We start from the raw sequence: 19,546 nt of genomic DNA, 5'->3' as shown, positions 1-19,546 counted from the left end.
CAGATTATTCATCGCTTGAGGCCTCCAGCAAGATCCGCCCACTGGAGCAGGTTGCGGTCTCGTTGCGATAGGTGAAATACAACTTGCTGCGCGTCGGATCGAAGCGCAGGTGCAGCTGGACTTCATCGCCAGGGCGTACCAGTTGCTGGAATTTCAGCACTTCCATGCCGGCGAATTTTGCCGGCAGGTCCATCAATTGTTGTCCTAGCATCAACGCCCACTCCACTTGCACCACGCCGGGCAATACCGGCGCCTGGGGGAAGTGACCGCTGAAGTAAGCGAGGTCGGGTGGTACCGCCAGTTGCAGGCTCCATTCGCCATCGACTTCGACTTGATCCAGCACTTCCGGCGCCTTTGGACGCGGCGCCAGCAGCAGGGCTTCAACGGTGGCCTGGGGCAGTTTGCCCTGAGCGTTCAGCGGCAGTTGCCGCAGCAGACGCCAGCGACGTGGCAACGCCAGCGCTTCGCAATGCTGGTTCAAATGCTGACGCAGTTCTTGCGTGAGCGTGCGTCGACCCTGATTGCGCAAGGCATGCAGGCCTGACTCGGTCAGCACCAGCAGCGCGCCCAACGAAGCGCGGTTTTCCTGAACCACGCCAAGACGCGCTTCGGCGATCCAGTCGTGGGCCATTAGGGCTTGTTCCAGCATGGGTAGAGAGATACGTTTTTCTTCCAGTTTGACGATCCGGTCCAGCCGGCCGAGCAGTTCGAATCGGCCGTCGGCAGCGATTCGCGCGGCATCCGCGGTGTGTTCGATATGCCCGGGAGGCAAGTACGGCGAAGCAATGAGCAGTGCACCGTCGCTGTCCTGGCTCAACTCGATATCAGCAAAGGGCTGCCAGAGCGCGTGGCCCTGACGCCAGGCGATGCCGCCGGTTTCCGAGCTGCCGAGGATCTCCGTCGGCCATTGCTGCAGGCGTTGCTGAAGGCTTTGCGCGGCCTCGGCCGGCAAAGCACCACCGGAAGAAAATACTCGGCGGACCGCACTTAATGCGGGCCAGTCGAGGTTGTCGCCCATGCGCTTGAGCAGCGCCGGGCTGGTGACCCAGGCGAACACCGGGTGTTCGCGGCTGGCGCGCTGCAGGTCTTCAGGGAATGCCAGCTGCTTGCGCACAAACGAGCGCCCGGCGCACATCGGCCACAGCACTCGAAACAACAATCCGTAAATATGTTGAGTGGCGACGCTGCCGATGATGCACGCCGCGCCAAGATCGGCGCCCCAGAGCTGCTCCAGCGCTTCGACTTCATTGGCCAGTTGGCGCAGGGTTTTGCCGATGCGCTTGGGCTCGCCACTGGAGCCGGATGTGCACAGGCTCAGCGAACAGTGATCCAGATCCAGTGCGGCCGCCATCAACGGCGGATGCCGGTAATCGCTCAGGTGTGCGTCATCGGCCTGATCGGTCAGCCACAAATCGACTTCGGTCGACCAGCGCAGGCGAGTCTGGGCTTGCAGGTCTGCGGGCAGCAGCACGCTGACCCCGGCGCGCCAGGCGCCCAGCAGGGCAATCGCCAGGTCAGCGGCGTCCTCAAGGTGCACGGCAATACGCCGCGCCCCCTGGGCTTGCAGGCCCGCGGCGAGGCTCAAAGCCTGTTCGCAAAGCTGTGCGTGATTCAGTGCCGGTTCGGCCGTCACGGCACGTTCCGGTTGCGCCTTGAGCAGCAGGTGCTCAAGTTTTATCCAATTCATGGGTGGCCTCGTACCCGTTGTCGTATCAGCCATTCAATGGCAAACAGCAAGCCCATCAATCCGTAGGAAATCAGGCCGGTGTACAACATCCACCAACTCAGCGGCGCCCAGAGGGTCAGGGCGGCGGCGAGCAAACCGTTAAAGAAGAAAAACACGCACCAGACGATCGTCACCTGGCGGGTATAAACAATCGCCTTGGCCGGCAGTTGCGGTTCACGCAATCGCGCCAGGCGTTCGATGATCGGCGGGCCAATGACCAAGCTCAGGCCAAACAGCCCGAGCATGAACGCACTGATCAGCACCGGGTACCAGCGCAGCAACAGCGGGCTGTCGAACAGCGCCAGCAACAGGCAAAAAGTGATCGCAGTGATTGCCATCCACAAACTGCCGGGCTTGCGCGTACCGAACAGTGCCCGGGCCAGCCACAGGCTGCCCAGCAGCAGACCGAACTGCCACGGCGCGAAATGTTCCATGCCGAAATACACCGCGAAGGGGTACAGCAGGCCCGCCAGCAGCAGGCCGAGGCCGATCAGTCGGCTCATGCGGCCGGCTGAACCAGACGGTAGACCGCCTCGACCACGTCGCTGACGGTACGCACCGATTTGAACTCTTCGGCAGCGATTTTCTTGCCGGTCTGGCGTTTGATGTGATCGATCAGGTCGACCGCGTCAATGCTGTCGATTTCCAGGTCCTGATACAGGTTGGATTCGAGGCTTACGCGCTCGGGGTCCAGCTCGAAGAGTTCGACCAGAGCATCGCGCAGGGTGTTGAAGATGTCGTCACGAGTTTGCATGGTCCGGTCTCAAGCTGCCTGTTTTGCAGTGACGAACGCCGCAAGGCTCGCCACGTTGCTGAAGTGATTGCGGGTGTCTTTGGCGTCGGCGTCGATTTTGATGCCGTATTTTTTCTGGATGGCCAGGCCGAGTTCCAGAGCGTCTACCGAATCCAGGCCCAAGCCTTCGCCGAACAGCGTCTGGTCGTCGCCGATGTCTTGTGCGCTGATGTCTTCAAGGCCCAGGGCGTCGATGATCAGTTCTTTGATTTCACGGTGTAGATCGCTCATCTTCGGCGAGCTCCTTAATATAGTAATGATGCAAATAGTCATTGAGCTTGCGCGAGGCCTGAGGAGCAGGGCCCAGCGCGGCGAAGGCTTGTGGGTCTATATCGGCCCCGACACGGAAACTGAAGTGCACACGGCGTTTGGGGATCCGATACCAGGGCTCGGCCTTGGTCAACGTGGTCGGGCTGACCTTGATGATCACCGGGGTGAGGATTTTCGCACCCCGCAGAGCGATTGCCGCAGCACCCCGATGGAAGGCTGGCGCCTGACCGGGCTGAGTGCGGGTGCCTTCAGGAAAGATGATCAGGGTCTGGCCGCTTTTCAGCGCGTCGGCAGCGGCATCGAGCATTTCCATGCTGCCGTCATTGCTGATGTATTCGATGCAACGTAGCGGGCCGCGGGTAAAAGGGTTCTCCCAGAGGCTTTTCTTGACCACGCAGTTGGCGTGGCGCACCAGGCCGATCAGGAACACCACATCAATCAGTGACGGGTGATTGGCAATGATCATTTGCCCCGGTCGACCGAGTTTTTCGGCGCCCTGGATGTCGTAAGTCAGCACGCCGGTGCGGGCCATGAACCGCACAAAAAACCAGAACAGGCGAGCGACGGTGTGCCGCGCTCGCCGCCGGTGTGTCCGGGCATCACCGGGCAGGCAGTTCAGTAGCGGGAAAACCACAAGCCGCAGGCACAGCCCGCCCAACCCGAACAGGGTGAAGCTTGCGGCGGTAGCCAGCAGGCGCCAGTAATAGGCGTCGCGGTTTTTTTCGGTTACAGGTTGCGTTGCCAGGTCCATACACGATTTTTCCAGGCATGTTGGCAGGTGGTCTGCTGGCCGAGCAGGGTACTCAATAGGTTCAGGGCATGGGGCCAGTGGGTTTTGGACAACTCATCCGAGCCGCTGTTCAGGGACAGCTGCCAGTCATTTCCGGGGGTGATCAACAAGCCGACCGCGTAAGGGAACGGCACGTCGTCGATCCAGGTCGAGTAGGCTTCGGGCGGTTGCTCTTCGGTGACGATCAGCAGTACCGCGGGAGCACCTTCGGAAAGCAAAGCCGCGGCCTCTAGCATGCCGTGTTCAAGGCCGTCGCCGGCTGCAGCGAGGGCCGTCATTTCGCTGGTTTCGCCGCGCATGATCGACCATAGGCCAATGATCGCGTTGTGCACGGACAGGCTAAATTGAGTCGGCGACAGCGGCTGATCGGTAGCCAGATCGCTGAGAATATCGAAAGTGCGCGGGGTTTCGCCGTGGCGAGAAATAAAGACCAACGGTAGGTCCTGGCGGCCATCGGCCAAGGGCCAGCCGACACTGAACGCCATCCGCGCCAGACGACTGAGTCGCCGGCGCTGCATGGCCGGCAGAAACGAGACGTCGGGTGCGGCATCGCTGCTCGCAAGCACGACCGGTTGTCGGCTCCAGGCCTGCCAGTCGTCCACGCTTTCGAGCCCAGGGGCCCACGCGCGCCATTGGGCGATGTTGAAATTGATCACAGACATTCATCCCGCCCTTGACGCGGTGAGTCGCAAAAAAACGCGAACTACCTTACGTAGCGCTTAGCGCCGAGTGACGCGCATTATCCCGTTGCGGCGGGCGTGTAGCAAATGATGGTTACATTTTGCTCAATGAAATGTACCGGTTGGTTCGTGCATGGCTGTCACTTGGCCATTATCCACGTCGTGGTGGACATGTCTGTCGGTACTGGTTGTTTTTTTATTGAGAGATTGCCGCTGACTGTGTAGTCCCGCTGCCGGCGAGGTAGCTAAGCAACGCCGTGGACTACTACACTCGGTCATTCTTTGATACACGGAGGTTTTGACATGCGGCGCGTGGTGTTCAATCAGAAAGGTGGCGTAGGCAAATCCAGCATTGCCTGCAATCTGGCGGCGGTCAGCGCCAGCGAGGGTTATCGCACGCTGTTGGTGGATCTCGATGCCCAGGCCAACTCCACTCAGTACCTGACGGGGCTCACCGGTAATGACATTCCTATGGGCATTGCCGACTTTTTCAAACAGACCCTGTCTTCCGGACCGTTCTCCAAGAAAAACCAGGTCGATATCTACGAAACCCCGTTCGACAACCTCCATGTCATCACTGCCACTGCCGAGCTGGCTGACTTGCAGCCCAAGCTTGAGGCTAAACACAAGATCAACAAGCTGCGCAAATTGCTCGAGGAACTGGACGGCGATTACGACCGGATCTACCTCGATACCCCGCCAGCGCTGAATTTCTACGCGGTATCTGCGTTGATTGCCGCTGATCGTGTGCTGATTCCCTTCGATTGCGACAGCTTCTCGCGTCAGGCTCTTTACGGGTTGTTGGCGGAAATCGAAGAATTGAAGGATGACCATAACGAGGGGCTGGAAGTTGAAGGGATTGTCGTCAACCAGTTCCAGGCCCGCGCCAGTCTGCCCCAGCAAATTCTCGACGAACTGATCGCCGAAGGCCTGCCGGTGTTACCGGTGTACTTGGGCAGTTCGGTACGCATGCGTGAATCCCACCAGGCCAACACGCCGCTGATCCACCTCGATCCGCGTCATAAGCTGACGCAGCAATTCGTCGATCTGCACAACCTGCTGGAAAATGCCTGACTGCTCTTCAGATTCCTTGGCTACGCAACCAGCTCATCAACTGCGGTAACGGGAAGGCGCCGCTCTGACGCGCCACTTCCCGGCCGTTTTTGAACAGAATCAGACTCGGGATCGAACGGATCCCCAACTGCGCCGACAGCTGCTGGTTTGCCTCGCTGTCCAGCTTGGCCAGTCGACACTTGCCCGCCAATTGCACCGCCGCCTGCTCGAACACCGGCGCAAACGACTTGCACGGCCCACACCAATCCGCCCAAACGTCCACCAGCAGCGGCAGATCGCCTTTGATCTGGCTGGCGTAATCGCTTTGCTTCAGTTCGAAGGGTTTATTCAGCAGGACTTCGGCTTTGCAACGGCCGCATTTTGGATGGTCGTTGAGGCGTTCGGCGGGGATGCGGTTGAGGCCGTTGCAGTGGGGGCAGGGGATGAGGAGTGGGTCGGTCATGGTTGGCTCTTCAAAAGTTGGCAGTCGATGCGATGGATCTGGAGGCAAAGCCCCCGTTTATCAAGGCAGAGATATGTAGGCAGGAGCCTTCTGCAATTGGAGAGGTGACCTACAGGTTGTCGATCATAGGCGACCATATCGAAGCCTATGACCGCGCGCACCGATTAATGCCAATTGGAAATATTCAGTGTTCTACCTCAAGACGAACAACTGATCTCCAGATGCTTGCCCCACTCCGGCGGCCGCTCGGCGTAACTCTCCATCCCCGGCTGCTCCTCGAACGGATTACTCAGCACCGCGTGCAACCGACGAACCTCTGAATAGTCGCCACTCTCTGCCGCATCAATGGCTTTCTGCGCCAGGTAGTTACGCAGGATGTACAACGGATTGACGGCGTGCATGCGTTTGCGGCGCTGTTCCTGATCAACCTCGCCTTCACGCGTCACCCGGGCGATGTAGAGCTCGCCCCAGGCATCGAAGCCTTTGATGTCGACGAAGTCATCGCGCAAACGGGCGACGGCCAGTTCAGGTGATTCGTCTCCCAAACGGCGGAAGAACAGGCTGTAGTCGACGCCACTGTTCTGCATCAGTTGCAGCAGGTGCTCCAGCAGTTTCTGGTCATCGTCTTCGGCCTTGGTGAAACCGAGGCGGCGGCGCATCAGGTCCAGGTAATGGGCCTGGTACAGCGGGAAGTACAGGCCGAGGGTTTCACGCAGGGCTTCGACGCTGATGAACGGCGTCAGGGCCTGGGCGAGGGCGCTGAGGTTCCACTGGCCGATCGGCACCTGGTTGCTGTAGGAATAACGGCCCTGGTCATCGGAGTGGTTGCAGATGAAGTGGGCGTCGAAGTCGTCGAGGAAGGCGAAGGGGCCGTAGTCGAAGGTAATGCCGAGGATCGACATGTTGTCGGTGTTCATCACGCCGTGGCAGAAGCCATAGGCCTGCCATTTGGCGATCAGTTCGGCATTGCGCTCGACGATTTCGCGAAACATCGCCAGGTACGGTTCCGGCTGTTCCAGGCATTCCGGGAAATGCATGGCCAGTACGTGGTCGCCGAGTTCTTTCTGCTTCTCGGGGCGTTTGGTGTAGTAGAAATATTCGAAATGCCCGAAACGCACATGGCTCGGCGCCATGCGCAGGACCATGGCCGCGCGTTCCTGCTTCTCGCGCCACACCGGCGTGTCGGAGCCGATTACGCATAGGGCGCGGGTGGTCGGGATGTTCAGGGCATACAGCGCTTCGGAGGCAAGAAATTCGCGGATCGAGGACCGCAGCACCGCCCGCCCATCACCCATACGCGAAAAGGGCGTCTGGCCGGCACCCTTGAGGTGCAGGTCCCAGTGCTCGCCGGCCTCGTTGTAGACCTCGCCCAGCAACAGACCGCGACCATCGCCCAACTGTGGGTTGTAGGAACCGAACTGATGACCGGAATAGACCATTGCCCTCGGGATCGCGTCGGCCCAGAGTTTGTGGCCGCTGAACAGCTCGGCGAACTCAGGGGTTTCGGCCTCGGTAGGGTCGAGATCGAGCAGCGCCATGGCGGCGGGGCTGGCCACCACCAGACGCGGGTTGTCGATCGGCTCGGGCAGCACGTGGGCGGAAAACGTATCGCCCAGGCGGGCGAAACGATTATCGAAGGTCAGTTCGTCGAGGGCTTTCAAGGGCCATCTCCAGCAGAATGTCCGAGCATTCTGCTAGGGATAGGACTGTTAGTCGAGTTTGGCGGCTGGCGGCTCTTGAGGCGCTTGACCATCCACCTTAGACGCAATGGTTTTAACTTCCGGATCGACCGGCACCATTCTGTATTCCTGGCCCTGGATGTTCTTGAGGTAAACCTCCATCTGCCGGAACGAGATGTTGATGTGTTGTTTCTTGAACTCGCGATTGATGAAGCGGTTGACCTCATCGAGCACCGGGTTACGGTCACCGAGGTCGCGCACATGCATGCGCAACTCGTGGTCGAGGGTGCTTTCGCCGAAGTTAAGGAAGTACACGTGGGGTTCCGGGTCTTTCAACACTCGCGGGTTATCGCGCGCGGCCTTGAGCAGCAATTCCTTGACCAGGTCCAGGTCCGAACCGTAATCGACACCGAGCTTGAGGGTCACTCGGGTGATGGTGTCTGTCAGGGACCAGTTGATCAGTTGCCCGGTGATGAACGTCTTGTTCGGGACAATGATGTCCTTGCGGTCGAAGTCGGTGATGGTCGTGGCGCGGATACGGATCTTGCTCACCGTACCGGACAGGTTACCAATGGTGATGGTGTCGCCGATCCGCACCGGACGTTCGAACAGGATCATGATCCCTGAGATGAAGTTGGCGAAGATTTCCTGCATCCCGAAACCGAGGCCCACCGACAGCGCTGCCACCAGCCATTGCAACTTGTCCCAACTCACGCCGAGCGTCGACAGGGTCGAGACGAAACCGATGCCAGCGATCACGTAAGACAGCAAGGTGGTGGTGGCATAGGCACTGCCCTGAGCCAGGTTCAGCTTCGACAGCACCAACACTTCCAGCAACCCCGGCAAGTTGCGCGCGAGGGCGAAGGTGATGCCGATGATGATCAGTGCGCCGAGCATGTCGCCAATGCTGATCGGCACCATGCTCATGTTGGCGCCGGTGCCGCTGGTGTATTCGTAGAGGGTGACGTTATCCAGGTACGAGAACACAGAGATCAGGTCCGACCAGACCCAGTACAACGCCGCGATGAAACCGCCAAGCAGTGCCAGGCGGATCAGGCGCAGGGACTGTTCGTTGACTTTCTCGATGTCCAGGGTTGGCTCTTCGATGACCGCTTCGCCGTCGCCGGCCTCTTTCGCAGCCTGGCGTTTGGCCAAGGCGCGCTGGTAGGCCAGACGGCGTGCCGCAACGCTGAGGCCGCGCACGAAGGTGGCCTCGATCACCAGCCAGAACATCAGCAGGTAAAGGGTGTTGATCAACCGGTCACTGAGCTTCAGTGCGGTGTAGTAGTAGCCAAAACACACCGCCACGAACAGCGCCACAGGCAGGACGGTGAACATTATTCCCACGGCCTTGCGGAACAGCGAAGCGTTCTGGTGAGTCGGGCTGCTGATCAGCAGGCGGCTGAGCAGCCAGGCCATCAACGCGTAGCAGGTCAGCACCACCGGCATGCCGAGTACGTCATCGGCCAGGGTTGCGGGTTGCAGCTCGGCGACTGCCACCACCGCGACCAACGCCATGACCACCAGCCCGAGTCGACGGACCCAGCCCTGGAGGAATTCGACCTGAGGTTTTTCCCAGCGGAAATGCAGTTCGGCCACGCCGCCCGGCGCGAGGATCCGGTAAGCGGTGTAGAACACTAGCCAGGCCTGGGCCATTTGCAGCAGCGCTGCGCCCATGTTCGCGTTCTGTCCGCGGGCGTCGATTTGCAAGGCCAGGCCACACAAGGCCAGGCCCAGGGAGACCGGCATCGCCAGCAGAATGTTGATCAGGATTGCCTGCGGCGTGTGCCACTGGCTGTCACGTTTGAAGTGGCCGATGTCCTGGTGAACCTTGCTCAGTCGGGCGTACAGGCTTTTGCGCCGCCACAGCAGGGCACCGATCAACAGTGCCAGGGGCAGGAACAGCAGCGGCCGTTGGGTCAGGCCGTCACTTAATTCGCTCAGGCTGGACGCCCACGGCAGCGTGGTGACCTGACGTTCAAGACGCTCTGGCACGGCGCGCATCCACTCCGGGTCCAGCGGTTTGTTGCTGGGAATCCAGAACATCTGCTCATCGAGGGTCGCCCGCAGGCTTTGCGCGGTGCTGAGCAGTTGCTTCTGATTGAGTTGCAACGTGATGGATTCGTTGAGCACCGCGCTGAGTTCACGGTTCAGCCGCTCCAGCAGGTCGGCGCGGGTCGTGGCCAGTTCCAGCAGGCTCTTGCGCAGTTGCGGGGTCACCTGCTCGGGAGGCTGAGTCGACAGCAGGTTGTCGACGTAGGTCGCCGGGTTGCTGAGCAGTTCCCGTTGCTGGCTGACTTCGAATTGATACAGGCGAATGTCGGCGATCTGGTCGGCCAGGTCACGGTCGAGCCTGAGGCGTGGCAGGGCCTGTTTCTGTTTGTAGAGAATCTTGGAGAGCAGCAGGCTGCCCTTGAGCACGTTGATTTGCTCGTCCAGCGCCGAATCGCTCTGGGTCACGTTGTCCAGTTGCTGCTTGGTCTGCAGGTTCTGCTGGGTGACTTCGTTGAGTCGGTCAGTACTTTTGAGCAGGTAGTCCGAAAGCTTCAGGTTGGCCGCGCTTTCGGTAGCCAGCAGGCTGCTGCCGCCGGACTTCTGCGCTTCGATGGATTGCTGCGTCACCGTCTCCTGGGACTGGGCCAGGCGCTTCTGGTTGATCAGGTTTTGCAGCTCCTGGATTTCCTGATCCAGACGATCGGATTTTTCCGAGAGCAAGTCATGTTGGCTTTTGCCCAAGTCCTGCAACTGGCTGTTACCGGCCAGTTCCTGGCGACGCAACGGGATCAGAGCGTTCAGTGCCGCGAGTTCGGCGTTGAGCAGGTCGCGTTGCTCAGGGGTCAAGGTCTTGCCGGCGTCCTTGCCGGCCTTGAGGATGTTGTTGATCTGCTGGATGCGTGTCTGGCTGGTGGAAATTTCGGCCTGTGCGCGCTCGGGGCGGGTCTGGGCAGTAATCACCAGACTATTGGCATCAGCCAGGGATTTCTGCAGATCGCTTTGCTGGGTGGAGCGCTCGGTGAGCATTTGCTCCAGTTGCTGAATAGGCTCTTTGGCATAGCGCTGCGGTACTGGCAGCACTTTGCTGGCTTTGAGCTTGGTCAGTTCTCGCAGGTTCTCGATGTTCTGCTTTGGAGCGTTGGCCAGTTGCTGTTTGAGATCGGCCAGTTTCTGCTCGTAATCACGCTGGTTGTTGAGCTGTGTCAGCGTGCTTTGCAGGATGCTCTGCAGGGCTTTCTGATCGGCTTCCGGCAGTTTGCGGTCGGCGATCTTGTCCAGGTTCGCCTGCACGGCTTCGCTGGACGGCGGTTCGGCCGCTTGCAATGTACCGACAGAAAGACTCAAGCCCAGCAGGGCCATGATGAAAAAGGTGCGCAGGGTTGACATAGAGACCGATCGAAAACGAGACGAAGTGTGGAGTTTAGAGGAAGAGTCCCGGACCGGGGCGACTTCCTTCGGGGAATCTGACGCCTACTTTGCCGATCTTGTTCCCCTCCATGACCGCGACGGTCCAAATGGTGTTGTTCCACTCCACCTGGTCACCGACTACTGGGGCACCACCCACTTTCTGGGCAATGAAGTGGCCGAGCGACATGTCCGGATCGATGCCTTCCACTTTCAACCCGTACAGCGCCGCAACCGCAGCCAGCTGGGCGTCTCCTTCGAGTACGAAGTCGCCGAAGAAGCGCAGATCGAGGCCCCGTTGCGGTGCCTGACTGAATAGTTTTCCGAGGGCCGGAAGGTTGTGTTCATGGCCGATTACGCACAGCAAATCGTCGACTTCGAGCACCGTACTACCCGACGGATGGAGCAGTTGCTGGCGACGAAACAGGGCTGCAATGCGAGTGCCTTCGGGCATTTTCAGCTCGCGAAGGGGCGAGCCGATGCACCATTTCTCGGCACCGAGGCGATAAACGAACAGCTCCCACTCACTGGTGACGTGCACTTCCAGAGCTGCGCGGGAGATCGGCGCCGGCTCCGGCGGAACGGTCACTTTCAAAAGCTTCGCCACCCACGGCAGGCTCGTACCCTGCACCAGCAGCGATACCAACACGATAAAGAAGGCGAGGTTGAAATAGAGTTGAGCGTTGGGCAGGCCGGCCATCAGCGGGAACACCGCCAGAATGATCGGGACCGCGCCGCGTAACCCGACCCAGGAAATGAACGCCTTCTCGCGCCCATGGAACGCCTTGAACGGCAGCAGACCGACCATTACCGACAGCGGCCGGGCAAACAGAATCATCCACAGCGCCAGACCCAGAGCGGGCAGGGCAATCGGCAACAAGTCGTGGGGCGTCACCAGCAACCCCAGCACCAGGAACATGCCGATTTGCGCCAGCCAGGCCATGCCGTCGAGCATGTGCAAAATGCCGTGGCGGCTGCGCACCGGGCGGTTGCCGATGATCAGGCCGCACAGATAAACCGCCAAAAAGCCGCTGCCATGCAAGGCGTTGGTCAGGGCAAACACGACCAGTCCGCCAGCAATGACCAGAATCGGATACAGGCCGGTGGCCAAGTGGATGCGGTTGACCAGTTGCAGCATGACCCAGCCGCCGCCCAGGCCGACGACAGCACCGATACCGAACTCACGCATCAAGTGCCCGAGCAGGCTCCAATGCAGACCGGTCTGGCCGCTGGCGAGCATGTCGATCAGGGTCACGGTGAGGAACACCGCCATCGGGTCGTTGCTGCCGGATTCGATCTCGAGGCTGGCGGTCACCCGTTCGTTCAGGCCTTTGCCACCGAGCAGCGAGAACACTGCCGCGGCGTCCGTAGATCCGACAATCGCGCCAATCAGCAAGCCTTGAATGAGGTTCAGATTGAACAGCCACGCGGCGGCCATGCCGGTCAGCCCGGTGGTGATCAACACCCCGACCGTCGCCAGCGACAGCGCCGGCCATAACGCCACGCGGAAGCTGGAAACCCGGGTGCGCAAGCCGCCGTCGAGCAGGATGACTGCCAGCGCGAGGTTGCCGACCAGATAAGCCGTTGGGTAGTTATCGAAAATAATGCCGGCGCCATCGACGCCGGCCGACATGCCCACCGCGAGGATGATCACCAGAATCGGGATACCGAGACGCGATGAAAGTGAGCTCACCAGAATGCTTGCACCTACCAGCAACGCGCCGATCAAGAACAGGCTGTTGATGGTCGTCGCATTCAAAGGTAGTACTCCAGAAAGCTGAAAGGCGGGCGCAAACTGACCATGCAGTCTGCGTGCCAGCGATTCTAACCTGTTGAAATGTGATGCTGTCAAAAAGCTTTTTTGACGGTGGGTAGTCTAGATTTTTGTTCGACTTGAAACCGACCCCTCACCCTAACCCTCTCCCCAAAGGGGCGAGGGGACTGACTGAGTTGTTCTCTCGAGCTACATCGACCTGAAATTCCGCGTCGAACTCAGGCTTTGGAAAGCATGAAGATCTGCTCCCTTTCCCCCTCTCCCCCGTGGGGAGAGGGCTGGGGTGAGGGGTGGCTCTTGAAAGCACCCCCAAATCCCGATCAGAGGCTAAACCGCCCAACCATATTGTTCAGGTCCAGCGCCAACCGCGACAGCTCATTGCTCGCGGCACTGGTCTGGTTAGCCCCGGTCGCCGACTGCACCGACAGATCACGGATGTTCACCAGGTTGCGATCCACTTCACGGGCGACTTGCGCCTGCTCTTCGGCAGCGCTGGCGATCACCAGGTTGCGTTCGTTGATTTCGACGATCGCACTATTAATAGTGTCGAGCGACATGCCAGCACCACGAGCGATGTTCAACGTCGACTCGGCGCGCTCGGTGCTGTTGCGCATCGAATCCACCGCGTGCTCGGTACCGCTCTGGATGCTGCCGATCATGCGTTCGATTTCGCTGGTCGACTGCTGGGTGCGATGCGCGAGGGCACGGACCTCATCCGCTACTACGGCAAAACCACGACCGGCCTCACCGGCACGGGCAGCTTCGATCGCCGCGTTCAATGCCAGCAAATTGGTCTGGTCAGCCAGACCGCGAATCACGTCCAACACTTTGCCAATGTCACGGGACTCATTAGCCAGATCGCCGATCAGGGTCGCGGTGCTCTGCACATCGGCGCTCATGCGTTCGATGGCGCTGACGGTTTCCTGCACAAGGTCGCGGCCATCACCGGCGGAGGTGGTGGCATTTTTCGAGGCTTCGGACGTGCTGACGGCATTGCGCGCGACTTCTTCCACGGCGCTGGTCATTTCGTTGACCGCGGTGGCGGCCTGTTCGATTTCGTTGTTCTGCTGGGTCAGGCCACGGGCGCTTTCGTCGGTGACACTGTTGAGTTCTTCAGCAGCGGACGCCAGTTGCGTGGCGGAGCCGGAAATCCGTTGCAGGGTGTCGCGCAGCTTGTCCTGCATCTTCGACATGGCCAGCAGCAAGCGGCCGGCTTCATCCTTACCATCGACTGTGATCGGGCGAGTCAGGTTGCCTTCAGCAATTTCTTCGGCGGCGCTCAGGGCATTGGCGATCGGCTTGGTGATGCTGTTGGTCAGCAACCAGGCGAAAAGCAGGGTCAGGCCGGTCGCGATCACCAGCAGGGTGACCACCAGGTTGAAGGCCGAAGAGTACTGGTCGGCGGCTTGCTGATTGGTGTCGAGGGTCTGCTGAGTGTTGATCTCCAGAAGGCGGTTCAACACGGCATTGACCGCTTCGGAGTTGGTCAGCAAATCGGTGTTGAGCAGGGTGCGCAGTTCATCCACCTGATTGTTGCGCGACAGGGTCTTCATGCGGTCTTCGATCTGACGGTACTGGCTGAGCAACTGCACGTATTGGTCGTAGGCCGAACGTTCCTGCGGGCTGCTGATCAGTTTTTCGTAAGGCGCCTGAGCGGCACGAATCTGCTGATTGCGGGTTTCCAGCAGTTCCATGGTCTTTTGCTGGACGTCCGGCTCGCGGTTCACCAGCAAACGGTAGGACAACACCCGCAGGCGCAGGGTGAGTTGCGTGAACTCGTCGAGGCTTTTGATGCTCGGCACGCTGCTTGAGGTGATGTCCTCGGCGGCGCCGCGAATCTTGCTCATCTGGTTCAAAGAAAACACACCCAGAATCAGCATCAGGCCGCCAATCAGGGCAAAACCGAGGAACGCCCGTGGAGCGATATTCATATTACGAAGGGACATGGTGTTTACCGAAATGAGCGCATCCGTGCGGCGCTGAGACTGACGTATGGGTGACTTATCGGTCATACGACTAAAGTCTTGAGGCCCTGCGCGTTTTTTCGCACAACTGCTCCGGCGACGAAGTGCAGGAACCAGATCCGCCAAACACAGTCTTTAAAGCTCGCGAGGAAGGTCGCCCGCCAGCAAAATCAAGGCCTTGCGCCCGAATAACCCTGGCGTCAGTGGTGACTTTTCTTTATCGTACGCGCCCTTTGAAAATGCCCGGAAAATCAAAATGTTGGAAGCATCCCTAAGCCAATTGGAACAGCTGGTCAGCGACCTGGTGCAACAGAACCAGACCCTGCTCGGCACCAACCAAACCCTGAGCGCAGAACTGGCCCAGGCCAAGGATGAAAACGAAAGCCTGCAGCTGAGCCTGATGGAACAGGAAGAGAAACAAGGTGCTACCGCTGCACGTATCCAGGCCCTGGTTGAGCGCGTCAGCGCCGGCCCGGTCAGCGCATGAATCACGGCGCCGCAGGGGTAAAAGTCGTCTCGATCCTGGGGGAGGACTATTCGATCAAGGCGCCGGCCGGGGAAGAGCAAACCCTGCTGGACGCCGCGTTAATGCTGAAGGCTGCCCTGGCCGACACCAAACGGAAGTACCCGACGCTGATCGGTGACCGCTTGCTGGTGCTGGCTGCGATGAATCTGTGCTCCCAGCAGATCGAAATGCAGAAACAGCACAAGCAGGAACTCGACCGTTACCAAGAGCAAGTCAGCGCCACGGTTGAAGTGATCTCCAAGACGATCAATCAGGCCTGATCGGCTTTGCGCACAACCAAAGAATAAATTGTCGTTTGCGTTGTATACAATCGGCACGGCTGTTGCAGCGTTTCAGCCTCTTATTCTTTGGGGGTGCTCCATGCAGTTCTGGCGACGCAGTATTCAATGGCAGTTGATCCTGAGCATGGGCACCGCCCTGCTGGTCAGTATTCTGATCGTGGTTGGCATTTATACCCTCGTGGTCAACCGTCTCGCCGAGCGCTATCTGGTCGAGCAAGCGCTGCCGTCGAGCATCGAAGCGATGCGCAACGACATTGAGCGAATCCTCGTTCAACCCCTCACCGCCGCCAAGGACATCGCCAGCAATAGCATGGTGCGCGACTGGTTGGCCGGGGGCGAAAACAGCGCCCAGACCAACACCTTCGTCACCTATCTGGAAGGCATCCGCGCCGAGCACAAAGCCTTTACCGCGATTATTGTCGGCACCGCGTCCAACCATTACTTCACTGAAAAAGGCCTGGACCGGACCCTCAGTCGCTCCAATCCAAAGGACGCCTGGTTCTATGCTTTCCTCGACAGCAACCAGCCGCGCACCCTCAATATCGACAATGACACCGCCACCGGCGAATTGGCGCTGTTCATTGACTTCAAGGTCGAGCAGGCCGGCAACGTCGTGGGCGTCGCCGGGCTTGGCTTGAGCATGAAAGAGCTGTCGGAGCTGATCCACAACTTCAACTTCGGTGAGCGCGGCAAGGTCTATCTCGTGCGTTCCGACGGTTTGATCCAGGTTCACCCCGAGGCGCAATTTAGCGGCAAACGCACGTTGGCCGAACAGATTGGCACCCCGGCAGCACAAGCGGTCATGGAGCAAAAAGGCGCCACCAGTAATTTTGTCCGCGATGGCGAAGATTTTTTGGCGTTGAGCCTGCCGTTGCGGGATTTGGGCTGGACCTTGGTGGCCGAAGTGCCACAGTCGCAGATCTATGCTGAAGCCCGCCGCGCGATGTGGATGAGCAGCGGCATCGGCCTGGCGGTGGCGCTGGTTTGCCTGATGCTGGTGGTGTGGTTGGCCCGTGGATTGGTGCGGCCGATCCGTCAGGTAACAGCAGCACTGGTAGCCATCGGTAGCGGTGGTGGAGATTTGACCCACAGGTTAGATTCCAGTCGCGCTGATGAACTGGGTGACCTGGCTCGTGGCTTCAATCGATTCCTGGAAAGTCAGCGAGACATGATCGGCGAAGTGCTGACCACCAGCGAGCGTTTACGCACGGCAGTCGGCCAGGTGGCACGGGTGGTGGACAACACCGCCGAACGCTCCGGCCGTCAGCAGGAAATGACCGACATGGTCGCCACCGCCGTTCACGAAATGGGCCTGACCGTGCAGGAAATCGCCCAGAACGCCGGCAACGCAGCGGTGGCTTCGCAAACTGCCCGGGATGAGGCGATGCAGGCGCGGGAAGTGGTGGGCGGATCGATCCGGCATATTGAAAGCATGTCCGATGAGATTGGCATCGCCGCTGGTGCGGTGGGTGAGTTGGCCCATCAAGTGGCCTCCATCGATCAGGTATTGGCAGTGATTCGCGGGATTTCCGAGCAGACCAATTTGCTCGCGCTCAACGCGGCCATCGAAGCGGCGCGGGCAGGGGACATGGGGCGTGGGTTTGCGGTCGTGGCGGATGAAGTGCGGACATTGGCGCGGCGGACACAGTCGTCGACTGATGAGATTCAGCAGATGATTGGCAGCCTCAAGCAAGGCGCGGAGAACGCGGTGTCGTCGATGCATTCCGGGCAAGCGGCGACCGGCACGGGCGTCGAGTCGAGCCAGCGTACCGGGGCGTCATTGACGGCGATTACCGGGCAGGTGGAGCGCATCAGCGACATGAACCATCAGGTGGCGGCGGCGACGGAAGAGCAGTCGGCGGTGACGGAAGAGATTAACCGGAACGTGCAGGGGATTTCTGATCTGGCGCGGGCGACGGCAGGGGAAGTCAGGGCGTGCCGCGAGGATTGTCAGACGTTGCAGCGATTGGCCGATGATCTGGCGCGGCAGATGGGTAGCTTCAAGTTGAGTTGATGAGTTGTCTTTGCGGGCGCCTTCGCGAGCAAGCCCGCTCCCACATTTGATCGCGTTGTTTGGTTCAACGCGAACTTCTGTGGGAGCGGGCTTGCTCGCGAATGGATGTCAGCAGCACCACAAGGCTCTAGTTAGAACCACTCATCTTGCATCCCAAGGCAAACATCATCCCGCGCCTCAAGAATCGCCAATTCATGGTGGCAACCCGGCACTTCCCAAGTCAGAAAATACCGCGCCGCCTGCAGCTTGCCTCTATAGAAGCTCACATCCGCCACATTCCCTTTGGCCAGCCCTTCCTCCGCGCGAATCGCCTGTTCCAGCCAGCGCCAGCCAATCACCGTGTGTCCGAACACTTTCAGGTACAGCGCCGAATTCGCCAGGCTGCTATTAACCTTGCCTTGGCCCAAATCCGTCAGCAAACCAATGGTCACCACTTGCAGGCGCGCCACCAATTTCTCCAGCGGCTCACGCAGCGCGGTCAACGATTCATACGCTTGAGCGCGCTCGGCGGTATCGGCAATCAGACGGATCAATTGCTTGAGCCCCGCACCACCGTTCTGTGCCAGTTTGCGGCCCAGCAAGTCCAGCGATTGAATGCCGTGAGTCCCTTCGTGAATCGGATTCAGACGGTTGTCGCGGTAATACTGCTCCACCGGGTATTCGCGGGTGTAGCCATGGCCGCCGAGAATCTGGATCGCCAGTTCGTTAGCCTTCAGGCAAAACTCCGACGGCCAGGATTTGACGATCGGCGTGAGCAAATCCAGCAGTTCGTGGGCCTGTTTGCGCTCGGCTTCAGTCTCAAGGGTCGTGGTGTCATCGAACAGCCGTGCCGCGTACAACCCTAAGTCGAACGAGCCTTCGACGTAGGCTTTCTGGGTCAGCAACATGCGTTTGACATCGGCGTGCTGAATGATCGCCACCGGCGCAGTGTTCGGATCCTTGCTGTCCGGCACGCGACCTTGCGGACGCTCGCGGGCGTACTCAAGAGAGTACAAATACCCGGCGTAACCGAGCATCACCGCGCCCATGCCGACGCCGATCCGCGCCTCGTTCATCATCTGGAACATGTAGCTCAAGCCATGATGCGGCTTGCCTACGAGGTAGCCGACACACTCGCCGTTGTCGCCGAAGTTCAGCGCGGTGGAGGTGGTGCCGCGCCAGCCCATCTTGTGGAACAAGCCAGCCAGCAACACGTCGTTACGCTTGCCGAGACTGCCGTCATCGTTGACCAGAAACTTGGGCACGATGAACAGCGAAATACCCTTCACCCCGGCCGGTGCATCCGGCAATTTCGCCAGCACCATGTGCACGATGTTTTCCGACAGCGGGTGATCACCGCCGGAGATGAAGATCTTGTTGCCCTTCAGGCGATACGTGCCGTCAGACCCAGGCTCTGCGCGGGTACGAATATCCGACAGCGACGAGCCGGCATGCGGTTCGGTCAGCGCCATGGTGCCGAAAAAGCGTCCGTCGATCATCGGTTGCAGGAAGCGCTGTTTCTGCTCCTCGGTGCCGAAGCTTTCGATCAGGTTCGCCGCGCCCATGGTCAGGAACGGATAAGAAGTCGACGCCGCGTTGGCAGACTGAAAATGCGCAAAGCAGGCCTGGGACAACAGCGTAGGGAGTTGCATCCCGCCCGCGTCGAAACTGCGCGCGGCGTTGAGGAAACCGGCTTCGAGGAAGGCGTCCACCGCTGGTTTCACTTCCGGAATCAGAATCGCCTGACCGTCCTCATAGCGCGGTTCGTTCTCGTCGCCCTTGCGGTTATGCGGAGCGAAGAACTTCTCGGCGATGTTGCGAGCGGTGCCGATGGCCGCGTCGAAGGTCTCGCGGTTGTGCTCGGCGAAACGCTCACGCTGGGTCAGGCCTTCGGCATCGAGGACTTCATACAGCTCGAAAGCCAGATTGCGGGAACTGAGCAACGTCTCGGACATGGCGGCCTACCTTTTTTTGGAATGGACCGAGTCTAGGCGTGGGAAGGGCGGGGTGAACAGGATGATTGATGAGCGTGATGGTGGAGCAGCGCAGCGACTTAGCAGGCGCCACAAAACAAATGTGGGAGCGGGCTTGCTCGCGAAGGCGGAGTGTCAGTCGACATGACCAATGACGGTACCACCCACTTCCCGAGCAAGCC

16 protein-coding genes and 2 pseudogenes are annotated in these 19,546 nt (G+C 59.7%); 5 read left to right on the top strand and 13 right to left on the bottom strand.

Annotated features, from left to right (window positions below; translation table 11 throughout):
* Positions 1 to 4: 4 nt before the first annotated feature.
* From KGB23_RS10860 to KGB23_RS10835, 6 genes are read right to left on the bottom strand one after another with little or no spacing between them, the layout of a single operon-like run.
* Positions 5 to 1,687 (bottom strand): acyl-CoA synthetase family protein, encoded by a 1,683-nt coding sequence (locus KGB23_RS10860; protein WP_223431091.1) that lies wholly within the window; start codon positions 1,685 to 1,687, stop codon positions 5 to 7.
* Positions 1,684 to 2,229 carry a hypothetical protein gene (locus KGB23_RS10855; RefSeq protein ID WP_223431090.1) on the bottom strand — a complete coding sequence of 182 codons (546 nt, stop codon included), beginning with the start codon at positions 2,227 to 2,229 and terminating at the stop codon, positions 1,684 to 1,686. The genes KGB23_RS10860 and KGB23_RS10855 overlap by 4 nt, the downstream gene beginning before the upstream one ends.
* Complete coding sequence (locus tag KGB23_RS10850; RefSeq protein WP_007992314.1) at positions 2,226 to 2,480, bottom strand: acyl carrier protein; 255 nt, start codon at positions 2,478 to 2,480, stop codon at positions 2,226 to 2,228. Before KGB23_RS10850 ends, KGB23_RS10855 begins: the two co-directional genes overlap by 4 nt.
* Positions 2,481 to 2,489: 9 nt before the next feature.
* On the bottom strand, positions 2,490 to 2,750 hold the full coding sequence (locus tag KGB23_RS10845; protein WP_008149626.1) for a phosphopantetheine-binding protein: 261 nt from the start codon (positions 2,748 to 2,750) through the stop codon (positions 2,490 to 2,492).
* Entirely contained in the window at positions 2,731 to 3,540 is an 810-nt protein-coding gene (locus tag KGB23_RS10840) for a lysophospholipid acyltransferase family protein (RefSeq protein ID WP_223431089.1), read from the bottom strand. The genes KGB23_RS10845 and KGB23_RS10840 overlap by 20 nt, the downstream gene beginning before the upstream one ends.
* Entirely contained in the window at positions 3,516 to 4,241 is a 726-nt protein-coding gene (locus tag KGB23_RS10835) for a beta-ketoacyl synthase chain length factor (protein WP_223431088.1), read from the bottom strand. The genes KGB23_RS10840 and KGB23_RS10835 overlap by 25 nt, the downstream gene beginning before the upstream one ends.
* A 321-nt stretch (positions 4,242 to 4,562) precedes the next feature.
* Here KGB23_RS10835 and KGB23_RS10830 point away from each other — a divergent pair, with 321 nt between their 5' ends.
* Positions 4,563 to 5,333, top strand: a complete 771-nt coding sequence (locus KGB23_RS10830) for a ParA family protein (protein WP_223431087.1) — start codon at positions 4,563 to 4,565, stop codon at positions 5,331 to 5,333.
* Between the two features lie 7 nt (positions 5,334 to 5,340).
* Here the strand turns inward: KGB23_RS10830 and trxC are convergent, their stop codons facing one another.
* The 6 genes and pseudogenes from trxC to KGB23_RS30405 form a co-directional block, all read right to left on the bottom strand.
* The gene (trxC, locus tag KGB23_RS10825) at positions 5,341 to 5,775 is read right to left on the bottom strand and encodes a thioredoxin TrxC (protein ID WP_046045645.1); all 435 of its coding nucleotides are present in this window, start codon (positions 5,773 to 5,775) and stop codon (positions 5,341 to 5,343) included.
* Between the two features lie 197 nt (positions 5,776 to 5,972).
* Positions 5,973 to 7,436: a protein adenylyltransferase SelO gene (selO, locus tag KGB23_RS10820; RefSeq protein WP_223431086.1), complete on the bottom strand. Its 1,464-nt coding sequence runs from the start codon at positions 7,434 to 7,436 to the stop codon at positions 5,973 to 5,975.
* A gap of 48 nt (positions 7,437 to 7,484) precedes the next feature.
* Positions 7,485 to 10,835, bottom strand: a complete 3,351-nt coding sequence (gene mscK / locus KGB23_RS10815) for a mechanosensitive channel MscK (protein WP_223431085.1) — start codon at positions 10,833 to 10,835, stop codon at positions 7,485 to 7,487.
* A gap of 34 nt (positions 10,836 to 10,869) precedes the next feature.
* The gene (locus KGB23_RS10810; RefSeq protein WP_223431084.1) at positions 10,870 to 12,612 is read right to left on the bottom strand and encodes a potassium/proton antiporter; all 1,743 of its coding nucleotides are present in this window, start codon (positions 12,610 to 12,612) and stop codon (positions 10,870 to 10,872) included.
* 335 nt (positions 12,613 to 12,947) lie between these two features.
* The gene (locus tag KGB23_RS30410; protein WP_371922129.1) at positions 12,948 to 13,811 is read right to left on the bottom strand and encodes a methyl-accepting chemotaxis protein; all 864 of its coding nucleotides are present in this window, start codon (positions 13,809 to 13,811) and stop codon (positions 12,948 to 12,950) included.
* Positions 13,803 to 14,558: pseudogene (locus KGB23_RS30405) on the bottom strand (MCP four helix bundle domain-containing protein); the annotation flags it as partial. The pseudogene KGB23_RS30405 and the gene KGB23_RS30410, both read right to left, overlap by 9 nt.
* 289 nt (positions 14,559 to 14,847) lie before the next feature.
* Between KGB23_RS30405 and KGB23_RS10800 the strand changes: the two are divergent.
* The 4 genes and pseudogenes from KGB23_RS10800 to KGB23_RS30395 all read left to right on the top strand — a co-directional run bounded on the left by KGB23_RS10800 (position 14,848) and on the right by KGB23_RS30395 (position 17,412).
* Positions 14,848 to 15,078, top strand: a complete 231-nt coding sequence (locus tag KGB23_RS10800; protein WP_008149645.1) for a hypothetical protein — start codon at positions 14,848 to 14,850, stop codon at positions 15,076 to 15,078.
* Entirely contained in the window at positions 15,075 to 15,377 is a 303-nt protein-coding gene (locus KGB23_RS10795; RefSeq protein ID WP_008149648.1) for a cell division protein ZapA, read from the top strand. The genes KGB23_RS10800 and KGB23_RS10795 overlap by 4 nt, the downstream gene beginning before the upstream one ends.
* A gap of 100 nt (positions 15,378 to 15,477) precedes the next feature.
* Positions 15,478 to 16,545, top strand: a pseudogene (locus KGB23_RS30400) (cache domain-containing protein); the annotation flags it as partial.
* A gap of 21 nt (positions 16,546 to 16,566) precedes the next feature.
* A complete protein-coding gene (locus KGB23_RS30395) occupies positions 16,567 to 17,412 on the top strand; it encodes a methyl-accepting chemotaxis protein (RefSeq protein WP_411741495.1) in 846 nt (281 codons plus the stop codon).
* Positions 17,413 to 17,543: 131 nt separating this feature from the next.
* On the opposite strand, the gene KGB23_RS10785 is transcribed toward KGB23_RS30395, so the two are convergent.
* Complete coding sequence (locus KGB23_RS10785; protein WP_223431081.1) at positions 17,544 to 19,346, bottom strand: acyl-CoA dehydrogenase; 1,803 nt, start codon at positions 19,344 to 19,346, stop codon at positions 17,544 to 17,546.
* Positions 19,347 to 19,546: the final 200 nt, after the last annotated feature.

This window comes from Pseudomonas sp. GL-B-26 (assembly GCF_019947405.1).
Lineage (GTDB): Bacteria > Pseudomonadota > Gammaproteobacteria > Pseudomonadales > Pseudomonadaceae > Aquipseudomonas.
The sequence above is the reverse complement of the archived record's forward strand: the minus strand, read 5'-3'. Positions and strand labels throughout refer to the sequence as shown.

Bases quoted from the DNA above. Each gene is read 5' to 3' on its own strand.
- KGB23_RS30395 (WP_411741495.1), top strand. From the start codon at position 16,567: ATGATCGGCGAAGTGCTGACCACCAGCGAGCGTTTACGCACGGCAGTC.
- mscK (WP_223431085.1), bottom strand. From the start codon at position 10,835: ATGTCAACCCTGCGCACCTTTTTCATCATGGCCCTGCTGGGCTTGAGT.
- KGB23_RS10800 (WP_008149645.1), top strand. From the start codon at position 14,848: ATGTTGGAAGCATCCCTAAGCCAATTGGAACAGCTGGTCAGCGACCTG.
- KGB23_RS10840 (WP_223431089.1), bottom strand. From the start codon at position 3,540: ATGGACCTGGCAACGCAACCTGTAACCGAAAAAAACCGCGACGCCTAT.
- KGB23_RS10835 (WP_223431088.1), bottom strand. From the start codon at position 4,241: ATGTCTGTGATCAATTTCAACATCGCCCAATGGCGCGCGTGGGCCCCT.
- KGB23_RS10795 (WP_008149648.1), top strand. From the start codon at position 15,075: ATGAATCACGGCGCCGCAGGGGTAAAAGTCGTCTCGATCCTGGGGGAG.
- KGB23_RS30410 (WP_371922129.1), bottom strand. From the start codon at position 13,811: ATGCAGGACAAGCTGCGCGACACCCTGCAACGGATTTCCGGCTCCGCC.
- KGB23_RS10845 (WP_008149626.1), bottom strand. From the start codon at position 2,750: ATGAGCGATCTACACCGTGAAATCAAAGAACTGATCATCGACGCCCTG.
- trxC (WP_046045645.1), bottom strand. From the start codon at position 5,775: ATGACCGACCCACTCCTCATCCCCTGCCCCCACTGCAACGGCCTCAAC.
- KGB23_RS10850 (WP_007992314.1), bottom strand. From the start codon at position 2,480: ATGCAAACTCGTGACGACATCTTCAACACCCTGCGCGATGCTCTGGTC.
- KGB23_RS10860 (WP_223431091.1), bottom strand. From the start codon at position 1,687: ATGAATTGGATAAAACTTGAGCACCTGCTGCTCAAGGCGCAACCGGAA.
- KGB23_RS10785 (WP_223431081.1), bottom strand. From the start codon at position 19,346: ATGTCCGAGACGTTGCTCAGTTCCCGCAATCTGGCTTTCGAGCTGTAT.
- KGB23_RS10830 (WP_223431087.1), top strand. From the start codon at position 4,563: ATGCGGCGCGTGGTGTTCAATCAGAAAGGTGGCGTAGGCAAATCCAGC.
- KGB23_RS10855 (WP_223431090.1), bottom strand. From the start codon at position 2,229: ATGAGCCGACTGATCGGCCTCGGCCTGCTGCTGGCGGGCCTGCTGTAC.